This window comes from Pseudorhodoferax soli, from assembly GCF_003337555.1.
In the GTDB taxonomy this organism is placed as follows: domain Bacteria; phylum Pseudomonadota; class Gammaproteobacteria; order Burkholderiales; family Burkholderiaceae_C; genus Pseudorhodoferax; species Pseudorhodoferax soli.
Genome location: NZ_QPJK01000003.1, coordinates 386,312 through 409,607 on the forward strand (window position 1 = coordinate 386,312; position 23,296 = coordinate 409,607).

Below are 23,296 nucleotides of genomic sequence, written 5' to 3' on the forward strand. Positions count from 1 at the left end.
GCAGTTTATGCGCAAGTGTCGAACAGTTCATGGTACTAGTTGGAGTGTATGCGGAATGCTTTCGGGCGCCATGCGCAAAAGTCGATACTCCGTGTGCGACCACTCCTTCGCCATGTCACGGTAGCGGCTTGAAAACACGAGCCCGCTCTGCCCGGTTTGGTACATGAATTGGCTGCGCTCGAGGTCCGCCAGGTCATAGATCGCACGCAGCGATGCCGCATGGCGGCTGGCGAACGGGTTCTTGGCGTCGTTGGGCCAGTACTGGCCCACATTGACGGTGAACGTATCGCCGCCCGTGGGAACGCGCACATCGAACCAGCGCGCCAACAGATCGACGTTGCCGAAAGGCCGGTGGGCGCTCAGCGCCATGTGGGCCACGTCCCAGCGCCAGCGCGAGGGGTCGTCTCCATAGCGTTTTGACAGCCTGTCCAGGGTCCGCGTGAGCGCCTGGCCGGCTTGGTCGGCGCAACCGCGCGGTGCGCACCACCAGGCATCGTCCGCCGCGAGCGCAATTTCGACCGTGCTGCGGAAATGGCGTTTTCCGTACAGCGCATCGAAGCGCTCCTGCCCAAGGCGGGGCACCAGCAGGCTCCGCGTCAATTCATCGACCCATACCGAGAACACCAGCGCGGCTGCGCCGTCGCCGCGCATGTCGCCGTCGAACCCTTGCAGCATGCGCTGCACGCCCACGGCCAACGGGTGGCTGGACGGGGCCTGGCGCAAGTACGGCAACAGGCGCTGCGTGGCGAGCGAAACGGTGTCGCCCTGCAGCAGCGCCATGCTGCGGGCGTCGTGGTGCGGCGTTGCGGCCAGCCGGTCGACGATGCGGTCGAAACGGTAGGGCACCGCCCAGTCCTGCCCGATGAAGTACGGATAGCCCGGCGGTGTCACGCGTTGGTTGGCGTTCGCGATCCAGGCAGGTTGGGCGCTCTCGCCCTCGCCCCTGCCCTCGCCTGCTCCGTGCGCCGGGGTGTCGGCATAGGGCAGCCAGCCGGCCCATTCGTAGCGCGGGTCCCATCCCGGTGCGGGCGCGATGCCCCGGATGTCGTTGTCAGGCCGGCGCAATGGCACACGGCCCACGGCCTTGTAGGCAATGCGGCCTGCCGTGTCGGCCATCATCACGTTCTGCATCGGCGAGTGGTAGTCGGAGAAGGCGGCCAGCAGCTCGCCGACGGTGCCCGCCTCGTTCACGCGCTGCATGGCCAGGGCTGTCTTGTTGTCCGCCTCCAGGGCCGTCCAGCGCAGTGCCAGCACGTAGCGGTTCAAGTCGATCAGCCTGGCCTGTGCGCTCTGTGCGTCGCTGAGGACCGGTCCATGGCGCGTGCTGCGCACGGTGTGCTGGACATCGGGCTGCCCCTTGACCCGAATGGTCTCCATGCGCTGATCGAACCGGGCCCATGCTGCTTGGCCCTGGACGTCCTCCACCCGGTACGACGTCGGATCGTCCGGCTTGATCTGCTCGAGGTACAGGTCCTGCACATCGGGCCCGGTGTTCGTGAAGCCCCAGGCGGCCGTGCGCGTGCGGCCGAGCACGACGAAGGGCAAGCCCGGCAACGTGGCACCGATCACGTCCAGCTTGGGTGCCTGCAGGCGTGCGAAGTACCAGATGGCCGGCGCACTGAGCCCGAGGTGGGGATCGTTCGCCAGCAGCGGCTTGCCGGAGGCCGTGTTGCTGCCGCTCACGACCCAGGCGTTGCTGCCCTTGCCTTCGGACAGGCCGGCATCGCGCACGAAGGCTGCCGACCAGCGGCGCGCTGCATCATCGAGCAAGCGCGCCGCGAAAGGGACGCCGCCTGTCGCACCCGAGGTCTTCGGGTTCTGCTGCGGCTCGGTGCGGTAGACACCCAACTGGCGGTACAGCGCCGCGAGATCCACCTTGGAGGCCGGCGGCTCTCCAGGATATGGCGGAAACAGCTCCCACAGCCGGGGCGTGTCAACGACTTGGGCGGCGGACAGCCGCGCGAACTCGGTCCCCCAGTTGCCACCCAGGTCCAGCGCCATCATCAACGACCAGCCGACGCTGTCCACGGCCTCCCACGCTTTGCTGTTCTGGCCCGGGCGCACACCCAGCAACAGGAATTCCGGCTGCAATGCCTGCGGGCGGTTCGTGTAGAAGGACTGGATCCCCTCGCTGTAGGCTTCCAGCGCAGCGCGCGCCTCAGGCGGCATGCGCTCGAGCTGGCGCTGGGCCGCCTGCATGATGCCCAACGTGCGCAGCAGCTTGTCGGTCTCCAGGGTGGCTTCGCCCAGAACCTCGGACAAGGTGCCGCGCATCACGCGCCGGTTGAATTCCATTTGCCAGCCGCGCTCCTGGGCATGCACGAAGCCCAGCGTGAACCAGGCGTCCCTTGCAGTGGCCGCCTTGATGTGCGTGACATCGGAGGCGTCCCGCTCCACGGTGACGGCGCTCTGGAGTCCTTGCACGCGCAGCGTGCCATCCAGCTGCGGGAAGCTGCGCCACACGTACATGCCCAGGACCAGCATGCCGGCCAGGACGACAAACAGCAGAACGGCGCCGAGGCGCTTGAACCATCGCATCACAGATCCCCCGAAGTACCCAGGTCAGCGTTGTGTGCCGCCGTTGATGGAGAACGCCACCGTCGGCGCGCCGAGATCGCCATGCGGCACGCCCAGTGCGATCTCTCCTGCCCCGTGGAGTTGGCATTCGTCGCGCCGCAGTGCAACGTCCGAATCGCTGCCGGCAAACCGGACCCAGGTGCCGAAGCTGCTGAGGTCGACCAGCACGAAGACGCCGCTGCGCGCCTCGATGCGCGCGTGCAGACGGGACACGCGCGGGTCGTTGACGACGATCTCGGCGTGCTCGTTCCTGCCCAGGTGCACCGGCAACTCGCGCGCGTGAAAACCCAGCGAGAGATCCAGATGCTGCAACTGGATGCGGGTCGGCGCCGCCGTGTCGGCCGAGACTGGCCGGGCGAGCACCGCCTGCTGGGTCAGGAAATCGGAGGCAATATCCTCCTCCCATTCCACCTTGAACAGCGTGAGCGGCTCGGCCTTGCCGCGCAGCGTGACCGAGCCCAGGCTGCGAAAGCGCAAGCCATGGCCGTCATCAACGCCATCGACCACGGACGCGGTAGCCCAGATCTCGCTGCCCCCGGCCAGATCGCTCAGCCGCGCGGCCACGTTCACGGCGTCGCCGTAGCAGTCACCATCGACCTCCACCACGTCGCCACGTGCCACGCCGGCCTTGATCTCCATGCGCAGGGGCTGCGGCCATTGCTCCAGGCGGATGCGGTGCCCGCGCTGCATCTGGATGACTGCGTCGACGGCATCGATGGGTTGTTCGAACACGGCGAGGATGCCGTCGCCCAACGTCTTGACCACGCGGCCGCGGTGGGCCTCGCAGATCGCGCCGATCCACTGCGTCAGCCGTGTGATGGTCGCAGTCGCCTTCTCGTTGCCGAACGTCTCGAAGAACGCCGTGCTGTCAGAAAGATCTGCAAAAACAACCGTGGCCTGAACGCCCATGGTGCTACGGGTGGGTGACGGGAAGAGGCCAGCAGTGTAGGGGAAGCGCAGGCCGCAGGCTCAATGCGTGTGGCCGTGCCCTTCGTGCGCGTGATGCGCATGGTGACCATGGTCGTTGTGGTCGCCATCCAGGTGGCCCCAGAACAGCAGCGCTTCGCGGTTCTCCACCACCATCTGCACCTTGGCGCCGACTGGCAACAGCACCTTGGTGCGCACATGGCCGAACGGCAGCTGCGTGAACACCGGGACCTTGGTCTGGCTGCGCAGCCAGGCGACCACGGTGGCCAGACGGAAGTTGCGGTCGTGCGCCACCGTCTGGTAGCCCGTGAACTGGCCCAGCACCACGGCTTTTTGCCGGGCCAGAACGCCGGCGTGCAGCAGCTGCGTGAGCATGCGTTCGATCCGGTACGGGTGCTCGTTCACGTCTTCCAGGAACAGGATGCCGCCGCGCACCTCGGGCAGATAGGGCGTGCCGACCAGCCCGCTCAGCACGGCCAGGTTGCCACCCCACAGCGTGGCATCGCGCACGGTCCAGGACGGCGGCACATCCTCGGCGGCCGCCGTGCTTCGGCGCGCGCGCGATGCCGGCATCGGATCCTCGCGGCCGATGCGCCAGCCGGTGCCCTCGCCCTGCCCCAGCAGCAGATCATCGAAGCAGGCCTGCATGATCTCGTCGGGTTCCTCTTCGCCACCAAAATCGCCGCACAGCGCGGGCCCGGCCCAGCTGATGCCGCCGGCGCGCGCCAGCAGCGCCAGTTGCAGGGCCGTGAAGTCGCTGTGGCCGACAAGGCGCAGGCCGCGCGCCGCAGCACGCGCCAGCACCGGGTAGCGGATGCGGTCCAGGATGCGCGTGAGGCCATAGCCGCCGCGCGAGATCAGGGCGATGTCCGCGCCGCTCGCCGCAGCGCGGTGCAGGGCGGCGAGCCGTGTGTCGTCGTCGCCGGCAAAGCGCATGTGGCTCTTGAGTGCGGCCTCATCGATTTCGACTGCGTAGCCTTGTCCGCGCAGGCGTTGCACGGCACGCTTGAATGCGGCTTTGTCGCGGACAGCGCCGGCGGGGGAGTAGATATAGATGTGCTTCGGATTCACGGGCGGGAGTATCCCACCCCGAATCCTTCGAGCAGGAGGCGGGCGAGCGAGGCGCCTCCATCGGCGGCTGGCGGCGGTTGTGCCGCGGCCCAGTCGGGCGCCTTGCACGCGTCCATCGTCCAGCGCAGGAAGGCACGCGGCCCGGCACGGTGGCCCGCGTCGGGGAATGGCGCGTCCGCCGCATCCCCGCGTGGGTCCTGCTGCAGCAGTTCCACGGCGTGGCGCGTCGGTACGGGCTGCCATGCCGTTGGCCATGACCCACCATCCGGGCGCATCGCGACAGCCACCGAGAGGCTGGCATCCACAGCGACGAGGCCCCGGTAGCGTGCGGGCGCGCGCCGTGGCAACTCCAACGCCAGCAACCCTCCCCGCCCCTGCAGCACGAGAACGATGTCGTGCAACTGGAGCGCCCGCACGAACTCATCGAGCACCGTGCCGTGCCAGGCGGGACTGTGCGCACGCTCTTTCTTGGGCTTGTCGCTCATGCCGAAGCCGGGCAGGTCCACTGCGACGGCGCGGTGTCCAGCGTCGAGCCAGGCCTGCAGCAGCGTGCGGAAGTCGTAACTCCAACCCTGGGCGCCGTGCACGCACAGCAGCGTCGGCCCCGCGGACCCGCCCTGCCCCCGCTCGTCCAGGTAGTGCATCGACAAGCCAGCCAGGCTCGGCAGACTGCGGATGTGCCGCCCTTGCCAGGGATAGCCCTCCAGCCCCTCGAAGCATCTGACCGGCGTGCGCAGGGCGTCCTCGCGCAGGGGCACGCGCGCATCGGCCTGGGCCTGGCGCTGTCGCAGAAAGAAATCGCGCAACAGCGCGCCGCAAGCCTCGCCGAGGACCCCACCGCGCACCGTGGTGTGGTGGTTCAACGCACCCTGGGAAAACAGATCGACGGCCGACCCTGCAGCGCCGGTCTTCGGATCTGGCGCGCCATAGACCACGCGCGCCAGCCGCGCATGCAACATGGCGCCGCTGCACATCGCGCAAGGCTCCAGCGTGACGAACAGTTCGCAGTCATCGAGACGGTAGTTGCCTAGGGCCTGGGCCGCCGCGCGCAGGGCGACGATCTCCGCATGCGCCGTGGGATCGCACAGCGCGATCGGCGCATTGGCTCCGGTGCCGACCACCCTGCCCTGGTGCAACACCACCGCGCCGACCGGCACCTCGCCCTGCGCAGCCGCGGTGCGCGCCTGCTCCAGCGCGAGCGCCATGGCCTCATCGTCCGTCATGAACGAAGGCGGCGCAGGAACGGGGGAGAAGCTTGAGCATCGACGGCATGGCGGATGTCCCAAGGGAGCAGATGGGTGGTAGGACGTACTGGGGTCGAACCAGTGACAAACGGATTAAAAGTCCGCTGCTCTACCAACTGAGCTAACGTCCCACTGCTGTGTGCAGCAAAGCCGACGATTATAGCCAGACGAATCAGGCTTTTTGTGCGCGCCTTGCAATTTGATCGAGAACCCAACCCGCCGCGCACTGGCCGAAGGTTGCCGTCACGCTGACGACGGACCCGTAGCCATGGCAGTTCAGGCTGCCATCCCCAGTGACCGCGCAGGATGGATCGGGCGGTGCCACCGGTTCACGGCTGAACACGCATGCCACGCGCATGCGCTTGCCGTCCCGCGGCGCCTGGTGGTGCTTGCGCAACCGCTGGCGCACCTGGGCCAGGAGCGGATCGTGGGTGACGGCGGCGAGGTCGTCGATCTGCACCTCGTGTGCAAGCCGCTTTCCGCCTGCTGCGCCCACGCCGATGAACAGACGCCGCCCTGCGGCCGCACTGCGGGCCCAGGCCGCCATGGCTGTCTTGGCGGCCACCTGGTCGCAGGCATCGATCACGGCGTCGGCATCGGCCGGCAGCACAACGGTCCAGTTGTCAGGCGTCACGAAGTCGTCGACCACATGGACCAGGCAACCCGGATGGATCTGCGCGATGCGCTCGCGCATGGCCAGCACCTTGGCCTGCCCCACCGTGCTGTCCAGTGCGTGGATCTGGCGGTTGATGTTCGACTCGGAAATGTGGTCCATGTCGACCAGCGTGAGCTGTGCCACGCCGCTGCGGGCCAGGGCTTCGGCAGCCCAGGAACCGACGCCGCCGATGCCCACTACCACGGCATGCGCGTGGCGGATGGCGCCGGCGCCGGCCAGGCCGTAGAGCCGCTCCAGCCCCCCGAAGCGACGCGCCAGGTTCGGCTCGTCCATTGCGTTCATGGCACGTGCTCCAGGCGCAAGCTGTGGCCGCGCGGCGCGACGATTGCACGCGCCAGGAGTACCTGGCGCGTCAACAACGACATGTCGAGAGACTGCATCGGCGCGATTCTAGGGAGACCAGCGCCTTACCTGCCTGCGCGGTGCGACAGCGGCGCTACGCGCCGGACCCACGCGTGGATCTCATGCGGTGCGAGCAGGGCCGGATCGACGGGCTTGAACGGCCTGCGCATGAAGGCCCCGATCTCTGCGGCGTCGACACGCTCGACGACCAGCACCCGGTCGGGATCGAAGAACGCATCCTCGCGCGCAGAAGCCCGGTTGGTGATGATCTTCTTCTGCAGGAACAGCGCCTCCATGCTGCGCAGCGTGGCTCCGGACTGGTGCTCCTGAACGATCTCGACCAGGCACTCGGCATGCTGGCTCTCCAGCAGATTGCGCGCATACGGAATCCAGCGCGCCTGCAGGTGCGCCTGCAGCTGCGGCGCGTAGTCCTTGCCCTTGTCGGCGACCACGTGGAATTGCGGGACCATCCCGAGCTGCGCGATGGCGGCCTTGAGTTCCAGCAGCAGGCCGAGCCGGCCCTTGTCCACGCCGGAGAAGTAGAAGGCCTGCCAGATGTCTGCGTCTGCAGATGCCGTGACATGCCGGTAGGGCTGGGGCGTGAACTGCAACCCATAGGTCGCGGCGTCGTGCTGGTCGAAGGTGTGGACGGTGTCGACGATCTGCTTGAGCTTGTCGAGCTGGCGCCGGCTGTGGTCCAGGTCCCGCTTGATCCTGGCGACCGGGTTCCAGAGGAAGACATGGCGCGTTCGCGCCGGCATGTACTTCGCCACGCTGGCGATGTTGTTGAGGTTCTCCATCGCGAAGAACAGCACCACATCCGTGGCGGCGATCCCACGGAGCTGGCTGCGCGTGCCAGCATCGGGATACAGCCCCAGCCGGGTGCGGCGAAAGCTCGACTCGACGCCTCGGCCGATCCGCCCCACCCAGTTGCCCGGCATCTCGCGGTACGCAATGAGGCTGGTGTCCTTGTCGCGGTAGCCTTCGAAGACGAAGGCCGCCAACTCCGACTTCGCGTTGTAGACGATGTGGCGCATGGAGCGGGCCGGGGGTCAGCGAAGCGGGACCCGCCCGCCTGCACCCTTCCACGTGAACGGTCTGCAGGCAGGGCGGTCGTCTCAGCGCATCTTGGCCAGACGGTCCTTGGCAGCCGCAGCCGCTTCGGACTGGGGGTAGACCTTGATCAGGTCTTCCAGCGTCTTGCGCGCGCCGCGCACTTCCTTGAGCTCCAACTGGCAGTTGGCGATCGACAGCGCGGCTTCGGGCGCGCGCGGGTGGTTCGCGTCCACCGTCAGCATGTTCTTGAAGTTGCCGATGGCAGCCTGGTAATCACGCGTCGCGTACTGCGCATTGCCTAGCCAGAACAAGGCCAGCGCGCGGTAGCCGCTCTGCGGGTAGCGCTTCATGAACTCGGTGAAGGCGATGCCGGCGGGCGCGAAGTCGCCTTTGCGGAACACCGCCAGCGCAGCTTCGTAGTCGCGCGTCTCGGCCGGATCGGCCAGGAACTCGCGGCCGTCGACCGTCACCTTGGTCGGTTCGAACTTGCGCAAACGCTCGTCCACGCCCTGGGCGATGTCCTTCTGGCGGCGCTGCACCTCGGCGACATCGCGGGCCAGTTGCTCCTCCTGCCCGCGCGACTTCGCCAGGTCGGCGCGCAGCGCGTCGATCTGGGTCTGCAGGTCGAGCAGGCTGCGCCGCATCTGGGTGTTCTCGTCGTTCACCCGACGCAGCTCTTCGCCGGCCTTTTGCTGCGCAGCCTGCAGCGCATCGTGGCGCTGGCGTAGCTCCAGGATCGCGCGGCGGGCTTCGTCGTCGCCGAACAGCGCGTGCGCCGGCATGCTGGCCAGCAGTGCCGTGCCCAGGCACGCCGCCGCGGCCGCGCGCGCACTGGCACGCATCACTGCTGTCGTGCGCATGCGCTTCAACGGTAGGTGATTTCGGCGCGGCGGTTCTTGGCGTAGGCCGCCTCGTCGGAGCCCTGCACGGCCGGCTTCTCCTTGCCGAAGCTCACGGCTTCCACCTGGTTGTCGCCCACGCCCAGCAGGACCAGCGAGCGGCGCACGGCTTCGGCGCGCTTCTGGCCCAGGGCCAGGTTGTACTCGCGGCCACCGCGCTCGTCGGTGTGCCCTTCGACCACGCTCTTGCGGTTGCGGTCGGCACGCAGGAAGCGCGCATTGTTTTCGACCGTGGTCTGCTCGTTGGCTTCGATGCTGTAGCTGTCGTAGCCGAAGTAGACGGTGCGGGCACCGGCCGGGCCAGCAGCCAGGTCGTTGGACTTGCTCAAGTCCACGGGCGCCACGCTGCTCTGGCCCACGTTGCCCGAACCCGCGCCCTGCGAGCCGATGGTCGAGGCCGAGGTGCCGGCCTTGTCCTGCACCGGCACATCGTCCAGCTTCACGGGCGAACTGCAACCCACCAGAGCGGCGGCGACGATCGCGGTCAATACGAACTGCTTCATTTACACACTCCCCTTTTTGACAAAAAAACCGGTACTCAAGCCTTCAGGAACGGGCCCCAGTCGGGCTCTCGGATGTCGCCTGCCTGGCCGGCCAGGCGCGCCTTGATCTTGCCATCCAGCGTGCTCGTCATGAGCGCCTCGCGGCCGTTCTGTACCGTGGCGTAGACCAGCAGCTTGCTGTTCGGCGCAAAGCTCGGGCGCTCGTCGGCCGTGGTGTCGGTGATGCCGGCCACGGTCGAGGTCGCCAGTTCCATCACCTGCAGGCGGAATGCGCCGCCAATGCGCGACACGTACGCCAGCCAGCGGCCATCCGGGCTCAGCGCCGGCGATATGTTGTAGCTGCCGCTGAAGGTCACGCGCTCGGCTGCGCCGCCGGAAGCCGGCATGCGGTAGATCTGCGGCGCGCCGCCACGGTCGCTGACGAAATACAGGTTCTTGCCGTCGGGCGAGAACGCCGGCTCGGTGTCGATGCTGCTGGACTGGGTCAGCCGGCGCGGTTCGCCGCCATTGCTGTCGATCGCGTAGAGCTGCGAGCCGCCGTCGCGCGTGAGCGTGACGGCCAGCGTACGCCCGTCCGGCGACCAGGCCGGTGCGCTGTTGGAGCCGCGGAAGTTGGCCACCAGCCGGCGCCGGCCGCTGGCCACGTCGTGCACGTAGACCACGGGCTTGCGCGATTCGAAGGACACGTAGGCCAGTTGTTGGCCCGTCGGCGACCAGGCCGGCGAAATGATGGATTCCGGGCTGGCCAGCGCAGTCTGGCTGTTCTCGCCGTCGGCATCGGCCACCCACAGCGTGTAGCGCTGGCCAGCCCGCGTGACGTAGGCGATGCGCGTGGAGAAGACCCCGCGCTCACCGGTCAGCTTTTCGTAGACGTAGTCGGCGATGCGGTGGGCCGACAGGCGCAGGTCGGCTTGCACCACGCTGTAGCTCTGTCCGCCCAGATCCTGTCCGCGCACCACGTCCCAAAGCCGAAAGCGCACGTCGAACCGGCCGTCGGCCAGCCGTGTCACGCTGCCGGTCAACAGCGAATCGGCGGCGCGCTGGCGCCACTGCGCCATGTCGGGCCGCGACGCCTCGTCGAGCGCGGCGCCGGACACATCGACGCCGCGGAACTGACCGCTGCGCTCGAGGTCGGCCTGCACGATGGCGGCGATCTTCTGGGGCGATTGCTCGTCGCCACGGAAGGTGGCGACGGCGATGGGCAACTGGGTCAGGCCCACGCCAGTGACTTCAACGCGGAACTGGGCCCAGGCGGGCAAGGCCCCGGCGAGCGCCAGGCCTGCGACACAGTGCCGGCGTCGGGGAGAAAACTCAGATGGCATGGAAGGAATGTAGTGAACGCGCCCCACTCGGGTCAGATCAGCCCCAGGAAGTTCCCGCTCAAGGTTTCAAAATGTTGAAGGTGCCGCCAGGGCCGATGATCGGAGCCTCGGGGCCAGAAGGTCATAGGACTGCTGCGCATTTTCATGCCCGACAAGGCCGACGAAACCGGTATGCGCCGAGCCGTCACACGAGCAGCATCCACTCGCCGCTTGCCGGCAGGCACAGGGATGTGAGGTGGCTTGGCACGGGAAACGGTGACAGGGATGGTGGCGGTGGCGCCACAGCCTGCGAGGATAGCAGAGGTCGGGGAGCCAGTCCGGCGCGGCTTGGCGCCGATAATGCCGCGCCCGCGGTCGTGCCGCGTCCGCGCCCGTACACCGCCCTGCTCTCGATGGACCGTTTTTGAATCTACGTCTTGTTTTTGCATGCCTGATGGCCATGGCGGTCGGGCTTCCGATGGCGGTGGTGAGCATCTCCAAAGCCTTGCTCCTGGTCAGCGCGCTGGGCCTGGTGCTGTGGCCGGCGCTGCAGGGCCGGCGTGACCTCGCGGCGGCGCGCCTGCGCTCCCCACCGGTCATGCTTGCGGCACTGGCTTTTCTCGCCTTGTCGCTGTTGTGGACGACGGTGCCGAGCGGCGAGGCACTCGGCGCACTGGGCAAGCATGCCAAGTTGCTGATGATTCCCGTGCTCGTCTTGTTCCTGCGCACCCGGCGCGAGGCCTTGGTCGCACTGGCCTGGTTCGTCGGCGCGCAGGTGTTCCTGCTGCTGAGTTCCTGGCTGCTGGTGCTGGGCGTGCCGGTGCCCTGGGCCACGGCCGACACGGCCACCCTCGACCACGCCGTCTTCACGAACTACCTGGGCCAGTCCATCATGACGGCCACGCTGGCGGCCATCAGCTGGCACCTGCGCGGCTATCTGCCGCGGCCATGGATGCGTCGGGCCGCGGTCGCGGTGACAGCGCTCGGTCTGGCCAGCACGCTGTTGGTGATGCCGGGCCGCACCGGCCACCTGGTCGCGATCGCCATGATCTCGCTGGCACTGCTGTGGATGCTGCCGCGGCGGATGCGCTTTGCCGGCCTGCTGGCGCCCGTTGCCGTGGCAGCGCTGCTGCTGGTCGTTTCCGAACCCGTGCGCTACCGGGCCACTTTGGTGGTGGACGAAAGCCAGGCGTTCGCAGAGCGGGCCGAAACCCGGTCGTCTTCCGGCGAGCGGCTGAACTTCTGGCACCGCTCGCTCCAGGCCATCGGCGAGCGCCCTTGGACCGGTTTCGGCGTCGGCAGCTTCAACCAGCAGTACAGGCGCCTGGATGCTGGACGCGGCAACCCCGTCACTTTCGGTGTCAGGAACCCGCACCAGGAGTTCCTGCTGTGGGGCGTGGAGGCCGGCGTCGGCGCCATGCTGCTCCTGTGCGCGTTGCTGTACTGCCTCTATCGCGACCTGTGCCTGGGCGAACGGCCCGTCGTGCGTGCCGGGGCCTCGGCCATGGCCGCGCTGCTGATTTCCTGCATGTTCAATTCCATCCTGTTCGACGCGGCCATCGGCGATTTTTTCTGCGTCACCATCGGCCTGCTGATGGCATTGAGTCTGCGCACCGCCCCCGAGGTGGTGCAGGCACGGGACAGCGCCGCATGACCGCAGCTGCGACCACGTCCGAACCCAAGGCTTCGATCGGCCAACGCCTGCGGCGCGTCTGGCCCTATTTCCGCGCAGCACGCGCAGGCTGGGTGTTGTTGGTGCTGGCCACGGCTGTGGTCGCCGCGACCGAACCCATGATTCCGGCGCTGCTCAAGCCGCTGCTGGACCGCGGCTTCCAGCGCGACAGCCTGCCGCTGTGGGCCATTCCCGTCGCGCTGCTGGGGCTGTTCGGCCTGCGCGGGCTGGCGGCGTTCACGGCAAACTACGCGCTCGGCCGCATCGCCAACCAAGGCCTGCTGCAGTTGCGGCGCGAGCTGTTCGCCAAGATCCTGTCCGGCGACCTGCGGCTGTTCCGCAACCAGTCGGCCAGCTCGTTGGCCAATACCGTGGTCTACGAGGTGCAGACCGGCTCGCAGGTGCTGGTCGGCGCCATCATGGCCTTCTCGCGCGACAGCCTCACGCTGTTGGCACTGGTCGGCTACCTGCTCTACCTGAACTGGAAGCTCACGCTGATCGTGGCATTGCTGATTCCGGCGGTTGCCTGGGTCATGGGCGTGCTGTCGCGCCGGCTCTACAAGCTCACGCGGGCGAGCCAGAACTCCACCGATGCGCTGGCCTACGTGGTCGAAGAGAACGTGCTCGCGCACCGCGACGTGCGGCTGCAGGCTGCGCAGGCGCTGCAGCAGCAGCGCTTCAACGAACTGAGCGAGCGGCTGCGCCAGCTGTCGATGAAGTCCGTCGTGGCCTCCTCCACCATGTCGCCGCTCACCCAGATGCTGGTGGCCGTGGCCATGTCGGCCGTGATCGCCATCGCACTCGTGCAGAGCGCCGACGGCGGCACCTCGGTCGGCAGCTTCGTCGCCTTCATCACCGCAATGCTGCTGCTCGTGTCCCCGATCAAGCACCTCTCCGAGGTCGCCAACCCGATCACACGCGGGCTGGCCGCGATCGAGCGTGCACTGGAGCTCATGCAGCAGACCGAGGACGAGCGCGGCGGCAGCTTCAGCGTGCAGCGGGCACGCGGCGACATCGCCTTGCAGGGCGTGACCGTGCAGTTCGACGGCACCGGCCAGCCGGCCCTCGACGGCTTGGATCTGCACGTCGCCGCCGGCGAGACCGTGGCCCTTGTCGGCGCCTCCGGTGCCGGCAAGACCACCCTGGTGAACCTGCTGCCGCGCTTTCTGGAACCCACCGCGGGCCGCGTGGCGCTGGACGGGCAAGCGGTGCAGGACTGGGACGTGATGGCGTTGCGGCGCCAGTTCGCCGTCGTCAGCCAGCACGTGGTCATGCTCAACGACAGCGTGGCCGCCAATGTGGCACTGGGCCAGCCGCTGGACCGCGAGCGGCTGGCACGCTGCCTGGCCGACGCCAACCTGGACAAACTGGTCGCCGAACTGCCCCAGGGCATGGACACCCTGGTCGGCCACAACGCCGCCCAGCTTTCCGGTGGCCAGCGCCAGCGCCTGGCGATCGCCCGCGCGCTCTACAAGGACGCGCCCGTGCTGATCCTGGACGAAGCCACCTCTGCCCTGGACACCGAATCCGAACGCGCCGTGCAGGCTGCGCTGCAGCGGCTGATGCAGGGGCGCACCACCCTCGTCATCGCCCACCGGCTGTCCACCGTGCAGCACGCCGACCGGATCGTCGTCATGGAAGCCGGCCGCATCGTCGAGACCGGCACCCACGCCGAACTGCTGGCGCGCGACGGCGCCTACGCCCGCCTGCACGGCCTGGGCCTGCCCGGGTGACAGGACGCCGCAGCGACCCGGCGTTGGCCGTGGTGCTGGCGGGCGTGGCGGCGGCCCTGCATGTGGGCAAGCTGCCGCCGGCCCTGCCCGTGCTGCGTGATGCGCTGCAGCTGTCGCTGGTGCAGGCCGGCTTCCTGCTCTCGCTGGTGCAGCTGGCCGGCATGGGCCTGGGTCTCGTGGTGGGCCTGGCTGGCGAGAGCCTGGGCCTCAAGCGCTGCATGGCCGCGGGGCTGGTGTTGCTGAGCGCGGCCAGCCTGGCCGGTGGCTTTGCGCAAGACGCGCCGGCCCTGCTCAGCCTGCGTGCGCTGGAGGGCTTCGGCTTCCTGCTCGCCGTGACGCCCGGCCCCAGCCTGATCCGCCGGGTCGCGGCGCCGGGCGAGCTCGACGCCAAGCTGGGCCTGTGGGGGGCCTACATGCCGCTGGGCACGGCCATGGCGCTGCTGGCCGGCCCCTGGCTGCTGCCGCATCTCGGCTGGTCCGGTTGGTGGTGGCTGCTGGCCGCCCCCTCGCTCGCCATGGCGGTCCTGCTCTGGCTGGCACTGCCGGCCGACGCGCGCAGCGCGGCCCGAGGGCGCGACACCTGGTCTGAAAGGTTGCGCCGCACGCTGGCTGCGCCCGGGCCCTGGCTGCTGGGCGCCAGTTTCGCCATGTACGCGGGCCAGTGGCTGTCCGTGGTCGGCTTCCTGCCCACGGTGTTCGCGCAGGCCCATGTCGGCCCCCAGCTGGCCGGAGCGCTGACGGCATTGGTGGCGGCCGTCAACATCGGCGGCAACATCGCCGCGGGCCGCCTGCTGCGCCGGGGAACCGCCCCGCGCACCCTGTTGTGGACGGGCTTCGCCGCCATGGCGCTGGGCGCCATGCTGGCCTTCCTGCCGGCGCTGGGTGCCGGCCCCGCCGTCCGCACTGGCGCGGTGCTGCTGTTCTCGCTGGTCGGTGGCCTGGTCCCGGCCACGCTGTTCGCGCTGTGCGTGCGGCTGGCACCGGGCAGCGATACCGTCGCCACCACCGTGGGCTGGATGCAGCAATGCTCGGCAGTGGGACAGTTCGCGTTGCCGCCGCTGGTCGGATGGGTCGCACGGCTGGCAGGCGGCTGGCAATGGACCTGGGCGCTGACCGGGCTGTGCTGCGTCGCCGGTGCACTGCTGGCCTGGCGCATGACCGCAGCGCGCGACTGACCGCCGACAATCCGGGCATGTCTTCGCCCTCCCCTACCCTCAGCGTCGTCATCGCCGCCAAGAACGAGGCCCACCACATCGCCGACTGCGTGCGCTCTGCCAGCTTCGCCGACGAGATCCTCGTGCTGGACTCCGGCAGCACCGACGCCACCGCTGCCCTGGCGGCCGCGCAGGGTGCGCGCGTCATTCCGACCGACTGGCCTGGCTACGGCCCACAGCAGCAGCGTGGCATCGCCATGGCGCGCAGCGACTGGGTGCTGTCGCTCGATGCGGACGAGCGCATCAGCCCTGAGCTGCAGGCCGAGATCCGCGCGGCCATCGCCTCCGGCGCTGCCGACGGCTACCGGCTGCCCCGCCTGTCCAGCTTCTGCGGCCAGTTCATCCACCACAGCGGCTGGCGGCCGGACTACACGCTGCGTCTCGTGCGGCGCGAGAAGGCTGGTTTCACCGCCCACCTGCTGCACGCCCACATGACCGTGGACGGCACGCGCCAGGACCTGCGCCACAGCCTGGTCCATTACAGCTACCAGGACCTGGACGACGTGCTGGAAAAGCTCAACCGCTATTCCGCAGTCGGCGCACGCGACATGCACGCGCGCGGCAAGAAGGCTTCGCTGGGCAGCGCCATCGCGCACGGTGTGTGGGCCTTCGTGCGGACCTACCTGGTTCGCCAGGGCTTTCGCGATGGGCGCGAGGGCTTCCTGATCGCCGTCTACAACGCCGAGACGACCTTCTACAAGTACCTGAAGCTCATGGCGCTGAACGCAGCGAAGCAGCCCTAGACGTTCGCGCGCCGCGCTGTCGCCACCCCAAGTCATCATGGTTCTGTCGAGGGGTGCTGGTTTCCGAGGTCTCGTGTGTCCAGCTGCCTGTCCCGAGCGACGCCAGGGCCGTGCTTCCTGAGGGAAAGACGCTGGCGCTGGCAACGGCCGCCAACCACGACGCCTTCCAGCCGCAGCCCGGCGACCCGGGCTGCGCGGCCGTGCGCACCGGCAACGGCGTGCTGAGCCACCGCCGGGCCCGTTTCGGCCGCGCCGAAACCAGGCCCCCCTACAAGGGATGTACGGACGACGCTGCGGCCGAGCGGCGGGGCCCGAACGGCGTGGGCAGGAGCCGCAGGCCGTTCAGCCAGGCACGGGCTCTGGCCGCAACCACAGCCAGCACAGCACCGTAGCCATGCAGGTGCAGGCCAGCGCGCTGACCCACCAGCGGCTGCCCACCCACACCAGGATGCCGGCGCAGGCGGCCATCGCAACCGTGGCGTTCCACTTGGCGCGCCGGCTCACGCAGCCGCCGGCCTGCCAGTCGCGGATCAGCTTGCCGAACATCCGGTGGTCCAGCAACCAGCGGTGCAGCCTGGGCGAACTGCGCGCAGCCGCCCAGGCCGCGATCAGCACGAACACCGTGGTCGGCAGGCCCGGCACGAACAGACCGACCACGCCAGTGGCCAGCGACAGACAGGCCAGGAGCAGCAACAACCAGCGCCACGGGGCGGGCAGCGGCTGCACGGCCGGCACGCCCGCTGAGGGGGTGTCACTGGGGCGCGGATCGTCGGGCGGCATGGCTGGGCAGCATTCTGGCCCAGCGCCCGTGCTGCGACGTGGCGCACGCAGCCACACGACACCAGATCGTCCAGAATGTCGAGTGCCTTATCCTCAACATGGGTGAAATGCAGGACATGATCTCCACGGCCCCGCCTGCACCGCCAGCCCGCCGCCGCGGCCTCGCGTACTGGATTGCGATCGCCCTGGCCTGGGCCGTGCTGGTGGCCGTGGTGGTGCTGTTGTTCCTGGTGGAGCGCTTCGCCGAACGCCATGCCACGCGCACCGCCACTGCCGCGCTGGCGCAGATCGGCTGGCAGATGCGTGACCAGCTGGACCGCGGCATGGCCTACCGCTACGAGGAGCTGCGCATCCTCTCGGGCCTGCAGGACATGCAGCCCGGCCGCGTGCCCGAACAGCGGCGCGCCGTGCTGGAGCGCGTGCAGCAGAGCTTTCCGCTGTACGCGTGGATTGGCTATGCGCGCCGTGACGGCCGTGTGGAGGCGGCCACCGGCGGGCTGCTCGAAGGCCAGGAAGTGTCCAAGCGGCCGTGGTTCCAGGGCGGCGTGCAGGGGGCGTTTGTCGGAGATGTGCACCCTGCCCTGCTGCTGGAAAAGCTGCTGCCGCAGCAGCAGGAGCCTTGGCGCTTCGTCGACGTCGCCATGCCTGTCCGGGATGCGGACGGCGGGCTGCACGCCGTGCTGGGCGCCCACCTGAGCTGGGAATGGGCGCGCGACCTGCAGCGCAACCTGCTGTCGCAGGCCGAATCCGTGTACCAGGCGCAGCTTTTCGTGGTCGATGCCAAGCGCACGGTGCTGCTGGGGCCGGCCGGCACCGAAGGCAAGCCGCTCGACCTGCCTGCCGTCGGCGAACTGCGTGCCGCCGCGGGCGCGGCCATGCGCGACTGGGGTGACGGTCAGCACTATGCGACGGCCATCGTGCCCACCATGGGCCAGGACAACTACCCTGGCCTGGGCTGGGTGGTCGTGGTGCGCCAGGCCGAACAGGTCGCCTTCGCCGACTACCACCAGCTGCAGCGCGAGATGGCCATCGGCGGCATGGCCGTCTGCCTGCTGGCCGCACTGTGCGCACCGCTGGCGGCCCGGCGCCTGACGCGCCCCTTGCACCGGCTGACGCAGGCAGTCGGCGCGCGCGCCGCCGGCCAGGCCGATCCGATTCCGCTGCAAACGGCCTACCGCGAGGTCGAGCTGTTGTCGCGCGCGCTGACCGACGCCGATGCGCGCGAGGCGCGCGACCGCGCCGAACTGGAACAGGTCAATGCCGGCCTGGAAGCACGCATCCAGGAGCGCACGGCCCAGATCAGCGCCAGCCAGGCCCAGCTGCACACCATCACCGACAACATCCCGGCGCTGGTCGCCGATGTCGACCGCACGCTGCGCTACCGCTTTGCCAACCGCGCCTACCTGGACTGGTTCGGCAAAGACCCGGACGAGCTGATCGGCGAGACGATGGAGTCCCTGTACGGCGAGGCCGCGGTGCGCCTGTGGCAGCCTGAACTGGCCCGCGTGCTGCAGGGTGAACGCGTGCAGTTCGAGCGCAGCATGGTGGTGCGCGGCCAGCGCCAGCACAGCATGGCCATTTACCTGCCCTACCGCGACACGCAAGGCCAGATCGATGGCTTCCATGCGCTGGTGTTCGACACCACGGCCAGCAAGGAGCTGGAACTGCGGCTGGAGAACGAGGCCACCCGCGACGCGCTGACCGGCCTGCCCAACCGCCGCCTGCTGCAACGCAACCTGCCCGCCGCGCTGGCGCGTTCGGAGCGCCAGGGCCACAGCCTGGCCTTGCTGTTCCTCGACCTGAACGGTTTCAAGGCCGTCAACGACACGCACGGCCACGAGGCGGGCGACGAACTGCTGCGCCAGGTCGGCCAACGCCTGGTGGCTGCCGTGCGCGTCACCGACACGGTGGCGCGGCTGGCGGGGGACGAATACGTGGTGCTGCTCGAGCCGGTCAGCGATCCGCTGGCCGACCCCGCCGCCGTGGCCGCCAAGATCGACGCGACCATCGCCACGCCCTTCGTGCTCGAGACGGCCACGGTGCAGGTCTCCGTCAGCATCGGCAGCGCCGTCTACCAGCCGCGTTGTGGCACGTCGGCCGACGAACTGCTCTCCGGTGCCGACAGCGCGATGTACGCCGCCAAGCGCTCCGGCAGGAAGCCGATTTGAAACAAAGCGTCCGGCGGCCTTGCGCAGCCGGTGCCGGGCCCCATGTCCTGGGAGCAACGGCCGTCCTGGCCGGCTGAAGGAGCTCCGCCGATGTTCAAACGTGTGTCGCTGCTGTGGACCCTGGTCCGGGGTGACCTGCTCAGGTTCTGGTGGGCGCTGCGCGATCCGCGGGCGCCGCGCTGGTTCAAGCTGGCCGCGGTCGGCCTGCTGGTCTATCTGTTGAGTCCGGTCGACCTGCTGCCCGACGCGATCCCGTTCCTCGGCGTGGTCGACGACCTCGTGCTGCTGCCGCTTGCCCTGCGCTGGCTGCTGGCGCGCCTGCCTGCAGGATTGCAGGCCGACCTGGCGGCCCGCGCCGGCTGAAGGCTCAGCGCCCCGCCGGCACCAGCCGGGCCAGCGCGTCGAGCACACGCGCCACCGACTGGGCCGCGCGCGCATCGGAGAGGCCGCCCTCGGCATCGAAGGCCTCGTTCGCGCGGCCCAGCGCGAACTGCTGCGGCACCACCAGCATGGCAAAGGCCATCTGCAGGTACTGGCGCACGAAGTTCATGGCGCGCAGGCCGCCCAGCGGCCCGGGCGAGGCCGAGAGTAAGCCCACCGGTTTGTCGGCCGTGCTGGCCAGGCCCGCGGGATGGCCATCGGCCGCCTGGATGCGCGACAGCCAGTCGAAGGCGTTGACGAACAGCGGCGTCGGAAAGCCGTTGTATTCGGGTGTCACGACCAGCACCGCCGTGCTTTCGGCAATCGCCTGCTGCAGGGCCAGTGCGCCCGCCGGCACACCCTCTGCCGCCTCCAGGTCGCCGTCGTAGACCGGTAGCGCCAGGCTGCGCAGGTCCAGCAGCTGCGCTTGCCAGCCGCCCGCCTGTGCCATGCGTGCTGCATGCCGCGCCAGCTGGACATTCAAAGACCCGGTGCGTGCGCTGGCGGGGATGATGAGAAGACGGCGTGCAGACATGGATGAACTTCGGGAACAAGAACATGGAACGCCGCCCGACGGGTCGGCCGGGCGGCATTGTGGACCAACTCCGGCGGTTCCCGGTACACCGCCGAGGCTGCCGCGGTCACACGCAGGCGGCCGCCGTCGCTCGGAACATCTGGTCGCCGGCCGAGATCCTGTTGTCCCGGATGCGGTCCGCTTGGCCCGGCCGGTGGCTGCACCAGGCAAGCCTTGCCGCTTGCCGCAGGAGGCGGTCCGCCCCCACATAATCCGCCCGCCACCAACCCCCGGGAGAAGAGATGCACAAGCGACAGTTCCTGGCCAGCGCCGCGCTGGCCGCCGCCGGCGCCGCCCAGGCCCAGAGCACCGCCAAACCGGCCACCAGCGGCCAGCCCACGCTGCTCACGGTCGGTGGCGCGATCGCCAAGGGCAACCGCGGCCCGCTGGACAAGGCGCTGGACCAGATGATGGCCAAGCACAAGGTGCAGTTCGGCACGGCCTACGCGTTCGATGCCGCCGCCTTGCAGCGCCTGCCGCGCGTGCACATCACTCCCACGCTGGAGTACGACAACAAGAAGCACAAGCTGAGCGGCCCGCTGCTGAGCACCGTGCTGGCCAAGGCCGGCGCCGACCTCAAGGCCCCGCTGCGCGTGGGCTTGCGCGCGGTCGACGGCTACAACGCGATCATTTCGTTGGCCGACGTGCAGGCCTACCGGATGGTGGTGGCCACGCACCTGGACGACCAGCCCATGGCTTTGGGCGGCCTAGGACCGCAATGGGCGGTATACGACGCCGACAACCTGCCCGCCTTCAAGGACAAGCCGGTGCACGAGCGCTTTGCGCTGTGCCCGTGGGGCGTCTACTACATCGACGTCGCGCTGCAGGGCTGAGCGCCCCGCCCCGGCGGATCAGTCGCGCTCGCGGTCTTCGAGCGCGCGGTTCAAGCCCAGCGCACCCAGCGTGCAGGCTGCGCCCGACAGCAGGTAGACGCTGACGTAGCCCAGGCCGAAGTGCGCCGACAGGCCCAGCGCCACCAGTGGCGCGAAGGCCGCACCGAACAGCCAGGCGATGTCGGAGGTCAGCGCCGCGCCCGTGTAGCGGTAGCGCGGCGCGAAGTTGGCCGTCACCGTGCCGGACGACTGGCCATACGACAGACCCAGCAGGATGAAGCCCAGCAGGATGAACACGTCCTGGCCCAGCGTGCCGCCATCGAGCAGCGTGGGCGCAAAGCCGCTGAACACGGCGATCATGGCGGCCAAGGTGCCCAGCGTGCGGCGCCGGCCGTAGCGGTCGGCCAGCCGGCCCGAGATCGCGATGCTGGCAGCGCACAGGAAGCCACCCAGCACCTGGATCAGCAGGAAGCCGACGATGGACTGCTCGGTGTAGAGCTGGATCCAGGACAGCGGGAACACCGTGACCAGATGGAACAGCGCGTAGCTGGCCAGCGCGGCGAAGGCGCCGATGAACACGTTGGCGCCCTGCGTGCGCACCAACTCGGTGGCGGAGACGGGCTCCAGCTCCCGCTGCGTCAGCTGCTCCTCCACGTCTTCGGCCACCACCAGCCGCAGCCGGGCGAACAGTGCCACCACGTTGATCGCGAAGGCCACGAAGAACGGGTAGCGCCAGCCGTAGTCCAGGAAGTCGGCATGCGAGAGCGAGCCGTACAGGTAGGCGAACAGCGCGCTGGCCAGGATGAAGCCGATCGGCGCGCCGAGCTGGCCCAGCATGGCGTACCAGCCACGCTTGCCCTTGGGTGCATTCAGGGCCAGGAGCGAAGGCAGGCCGTCCCAGGAGCCGCCCAGGGCCAGGCCCTGGCCGACGCGCAGCGCAGCCAGCAGCCAGACCGCCGTGACGCCCAGGCTCGCGGCGCCGGGCAGGAAGGCGATCCCGGCCGTCGAGGAGCCGAGCAGGAACAGCGCGATGGTCAGCTTGGTGGCGCGGCCCCAGCGCCGCTGGATGGACATCGACACCACGGTGCCGATCGGGCGCGCGATGAAGGCCAGTGCGAACAGTGCGAACGACCACAAAGTGCCGTCCAGCCGCTGCATCTGCGGAAAGAACACCGCGGGGAATACCAGCACCGAGGCGATGCCGTAGACGAAGAAGTCGAAGTACTCGGAGGTCCGGCCGATCACGACACCGACGGCGATGTCGCCTGGATCGACGTGGTTCTCGGTCTCCGGAAAGCGGCCATGCTGGCGTTCGTCGAACGAGAGGGGAAGGCTTGCTGCTTGGCTGATGCTGGACATCGAGCGGTCTCCAGTGGGTTGCCCCTTGCTTAACGTGAAGGCACTATATACCGTCGCATCAGCGCACCAGGGTTGACGTAGGACAAAACGTCCAATCGCCCGGCGACCGAAGCCCGGATACATTCGCGGGTGATCTGCAACCCGGAGTAACCCGCACAGGGTTCACCCGAAAGCCTCGCCCAACAGCATGCGTCGTCTACTCAACATCGCCCGAGGACCGCTTCTACTTGCCCTGGCCGCCCTGCTGGCCGGCTGCAGCAAGATGGTGGTGCTCTTCCCCGCCGGCGACATCGCCGCCCAGCAAGGTCGCCTGGTGGTCATCGCCACCGTGCTGATGCTGCTGATCGTCGTGCCGGTGATCTTCCTGATCCTGTTGTTTGCCTGGCGCTACCGCCAGAACGGCAAGCTGGCCGAGACCGACTACGACCCCGAATGGCACCACTCGACCAAGCTCGAACTGGTGATCTGGTCGGCGCCGCTGGTCATCATCATCGCGCTGGGAGCGCTGACCTGGATCAGCACGCACCAGCTTGACCCCTACCGCCCGCTGGACCGCATCGCCGCCGGCAAGCCGGTGCCCGAGGGCGTCAAGCCGCTGGAGGTGCAGGTGGTCTCGCTGGACTGGAAGTGGCTCTTCTTCTACCCCGAGCAGGGCATCGCCACCGTCAATGAACTGGCGGCGCCCGTGGACCGGCCGATCCGTTTCAAGCTGACGTCCAGCCACACCATGAACGCGTTCTACGTGCCCGACCTGGCCGGCATGATCTACACCATGCCCGGCATGCAAACCGAGCTCAATGCGGTCATCAACAAGCCCGGCGTGTACCACGGCATGTCCTCGCACTACAGCGGCGCGGGCTTTTCGGGCATGACCTTCAAGTTCCATGGTCTGTCCAACGAGGACTTCGACAAGTGGGTGGCCAAGGCCAAGGCAGAAGGCCAGCCGCTGACCCGCGCCGCCTACTCCGAGCTGGCCAAGCCCAGCGAGCGCAACCCGGTCGCGCGCTTCTCCACCGTCGAGAACGGGCTGTACCAGCGGGTGCTGAACCTGTGCGTCGAGGAAGGCAAGCCCTGCATGCACGACGTGATGGCCAAGGATGCCCAGCGCAACCAGGCCCATGCGGCCGCACGCAAGCTCGACGCAGCGGCCGAGGACGCGCTCTGCACCGCCGCCACGCGCACCGATCTCCAGGAATTCTGATCC

At 68.8% G+C, this 23,296-nt stretch carries 20 protein-coding genes and 1 tRNA gene; 8 read left to right on the top strand and 13 right to left on the bottom strand.

What is annotated here, in order from left to right; genetic code table 11:
- Nucleotides 1-27: 27 nt before the first annotated feature.
- From DES41_RS13455 to tolB, 10 genes are all read right to left on the bottom strand, one after another.
- Complete coding sequence (locus DES41_RS13455) at nucleotides 28-2,538, bottom strand: penicillin acylase family protein (protein ID WP_114468155.1); 2,511 nt, start codon at nucleotides 2,536-2,538, stop codon at nucleotides 28-30.
- A gap of 24 nt (nucleotides 2,539-2,562) precedes the next feature.
- A complete protein-coding gene (locus tag DES41_RS13460) occupies nucleotides 2,563-3,486 on the bottom strand; it encodes an adenylate/guanylate cyclase domain-containing protein (protein WP_114468156.1) in 924 nt (307 codons plus the stop codon).
- A 60-nt stretch (nucleotides 3,487-3,546) separates the two neighbouring features.
- Nucleotides 3,547-4,575, bottom strand: a complete 1,029-nt coding sequence (locus DES41_RS13465; protein WP_245965688.1) for an LD-carboxypeptidase — start codon at nucleotides 4,573-4,575, stop codon at nucleotides 3,547-3,549.
- Nucleotides 4,572-5,798 (bottom strand): tRNA adenosine(34) deaminase TadA, encoded by a 1,227-nt coding sequence (tadA, locus tag DES41_RS13470; RefSeq protein WP_114468157.1) that lies wholly within the window; start codon nucleotides 5,796-5,798, stop codon nucleotides 4,572-4,574. The genes DES41_RS13465 and tadA overlap by 4 nt, the downstream gene beginning before the upstream one ends.
- Nucleotides 5,799-5,874: 76 nt before the next feature.
- A tRNA-Lys gene (locus tag DES41_RS13475) sits at nucleotides 5,875-5,950 on the bottom strand.
- 41 nt (nucleotides 5,951-5,991) lie between these two features.
- Entirely contained in the window at nucleotides 5,992-6,777 is a 786-nt protein-coding gene (locus DES41_RS13480; RefSeq protein ID WP_425466361.1) for a tRNA threonylcarbamoyladenosine dehydratase, read from the bottom strand.
- Nucleotides 6,778-6,902: 125 nt separating this feature from the next.
- Nucleotides 6,903-7,874 carry a WaaS/CpsH family glycosyltransferase gene (locus DES41_RS13485; RefSeq protein WP_114468159.1) on the bottom strand — a complete coding sequence of 324 codons (972 nt, stop codon included), beginning with the start codon at nucleotides 7,872-7,874 and terminating at the stop codon, nucleotides 6,903-6,905.
- An 81-nt stretch (nucleotides 7,875-7,955) separates the two neighbouring features.
- Nucleotides 7,956-8,753, bottom strand: a complete 798-nt coding sequence (gene ybgF / locus DES41_RS13490; protein ID WP_114468160.1) for a tol-pal system protein YbgF — start codon at nucleotides 8,751-8,753, stop codon at nucleotides 7,956-7,958.
- A 5-nt stretch (nucleotides 8,754-8,758) separates the two neighbouring features.
- Nucleotides 8,759-9,295, bottom strand: a complete 537-nt coding sequence (pal, locus tag DES41_RS13495; RefSeq protein WP_114468161.1) for a peptidoglycan-associated lipoprotein Pal — start codon at nucleotides 9,293-9,295, stop codon at nucleotides 8,759-8,761.
- Between the two features lie 35 nt (nucleotides 9,296-9,330).
- Nucleotides 9,331-10,617 carry a Tol-Pal system beta propeller repeat protein TolB gene (gene tolB / locus DES41_RS13500; protein WP_114468162.1) on the bottom strand — a complete coding sequence of 429 codons (1,287 nt, stop codon included), beginning with the start codon at nucleotides 10,615-10,617 and terminating at the stop codon, nucleotides 9,331-9,333.
- 439 nt (nucleotides 10,618-11,056) lie between these two features.
- On the opposite strand from tolB, the gene DES41_RS13505 reads away from it, so the two are divergent.
- Genes DES41_RS13505 through DES41_RS13520 form a run of 4 tightly spaced genes read left to right on the top strand, consistent with a single transcriptional unit; the run spans nucleotide 11,057 to nucleotide 15,958 of the window.
- On the top strand, nucleotides 11,057-12,250 hold the full coding sequence (locus tag DES41_RS13505) for an O-antigen ligase family protein (protein ID WP_170168174.1): 1,194 nt from the start codon (nucleotides 11,057-11,059) through the stop codon (nucleotides 12,248-12,250).
- Nucleotides 12,247-14,001: a lipid A export permease/ATP-binding protein MsbA gene (gene msbA, locus DES41_RS13510; protein WP_114468164.1), complete on the top strand. Its 1,755-nt coding sequence runs from the start codon at nucleotides 12,247-12,249 to the stop codon at nucleotides 13,999-14,001. The genes DES41_RS13505 and msbA overlap by 4 nt, the downstream gene beginning before the upstream one ends.
- On the top strand, nucleotides 13,998-15,176 hold the full coding sequence (locus tag DES41_RS13515; protein ID WP_114468165.1) for an MFS transporter: 1,179 nt from the start codon (nucleotides 13,998-14,000) through the stop codon (nucleotides 15,174-15,176). The genes msbA and DES41_RS13515 overlap by 4 nt, the downstream gene beginning before the upstream one ends.
- Nucleotides 15,177-15,193: 17 nt before the next feature.
- Nucleotides 15,194-15,958 (top strand): glycosyltransferase family 2 protein, encoded by a 765-nt coding sequence (locus DES41_RS13520; protein ID WP_114468417.1) that lies wholly within the window; start codon nucleotides 15,194-15,196, stop codon nucleotides 15,956-15,958.
- 342 nt (nucleotides 15,959-16,300) lie between these two features.
- Here the strand turns inward: DES41_RS13520 and DES41_RS13525 are convergent, their stop codons facing one another.
- Nucleotides 16,301-16,738 (bottom strand): YbaN family protein, encoded by a 438-nt coding sequence (locus tag DES41_RS13525; RefSeq protein WP_114468166.1) that lies wholly within the window; start codon nucleotides 16,736-16,738, stop codon nucleotides 16,301-16,303.
- 116 nt (nucleotides 16,739-16,854) lie between these two features.
- On the opposite strand from DES41_RS13525, the gene DES41_RS13530 reads away from it, so the two are divergent.
- Together DES41_RS13530 and DES41_RS13535 are read left to right on the top strand one after the other, a co-directional pair.
- Entirely contained in the window at nucleotides 16,855-18,906 is a 2,052-nt protein-coding gene (locus tag DES41_RS13530) for a diguanylate cyclase domain-containing protein (protein WP_170168175.1), read from the top strand.
- Nucleotides 18,907-18,996: 90 nt separating this feature from the next.
- Nucleotides 18,997-19,269 carry a YkvA family protein gene (locus DES41_RS13535; RefSeq protein ID WP_114468168.1) on the top strand — a complete coding sequence of 91 codons (273 nt, stop codon included), beginning with the start codon at nucleotides 18,997-18,999 and terminating at the stop codon, nucleotides 19,267-19,269.
- A gap of 4 nt (nucleotides 19,270-19,273) precedes the next feature.
- Here the strand turns inward: DES41_RS13535 and DES41_RS13540 are convergent, their stop codons facing one another.
- The gene (locus DES41_RS13540) at nucleotides 19,274-19,861 is read right to left on the bottom strand and encodes an NADPH-dependent FMN reductase (protein ID WP_114468169.1); all 588 of its coding nucleotides are present in this window, start codon (nucleotides 19,859-19,861) and stop codon (nucleotides 19,274-19,276) included.
- A 281-nt stretch (nucleotides 19,862-20,142) separates the two neighbouring features.
- Between DES41_RS13540 and DES41_RS13545 the strand changes: the two genes are divergently transcribed.
- Nucleotides 20,143-20,733: a putative pterin-binding protein gene (locus DES41_RS13545; RefSeq protein ID WP_114468170.1), complete on the top strand. Its 591-nt coding sequence runs from the start codon at nucleotides 20,143-20,145 to the stop codon at nucleotides 20,731-20,733.
- A gap of 18 nt (nucleotides 20,734-20,751) precedes the next feature.
- Here the strand turns inward: DES41_RS13545 and DES41_RS13550 are convergent, their stop codons facing one another.
- Nucleotides 20,752-22,092, bottom strand: a complete 1,341-nt coding sequence (locus tag DES41_RS13550) for an MFS transporter (RefSeq protein WP_114468171.1) — start codon at nucleotides 22,090-22,092, stop codon at nucleotides 20,752-20,754.
- 187 nt (nucleotides 22,093-22,279) lie between these two features.
- Here DES41_RS13550 and cyoA point away from each other — a divergent pair, with 187 nt between their 5' ends.
- The gene (gene cyoA / locus DES41_RS13555; protein ID WP_114468172.1) at nucleotides 22,280-23,293 is read left to right on the top strand and encodes a ubiquinol oxidase subunit II; all 1,014 of its coding nucleotides are present in this window, start codon (nucleotides 22,280-22,282) and stop codon (nucleotides 23,291-23,293) included.
- Nucleotides 23,294-23,296 lie beyond the last annotated feature (3 nt).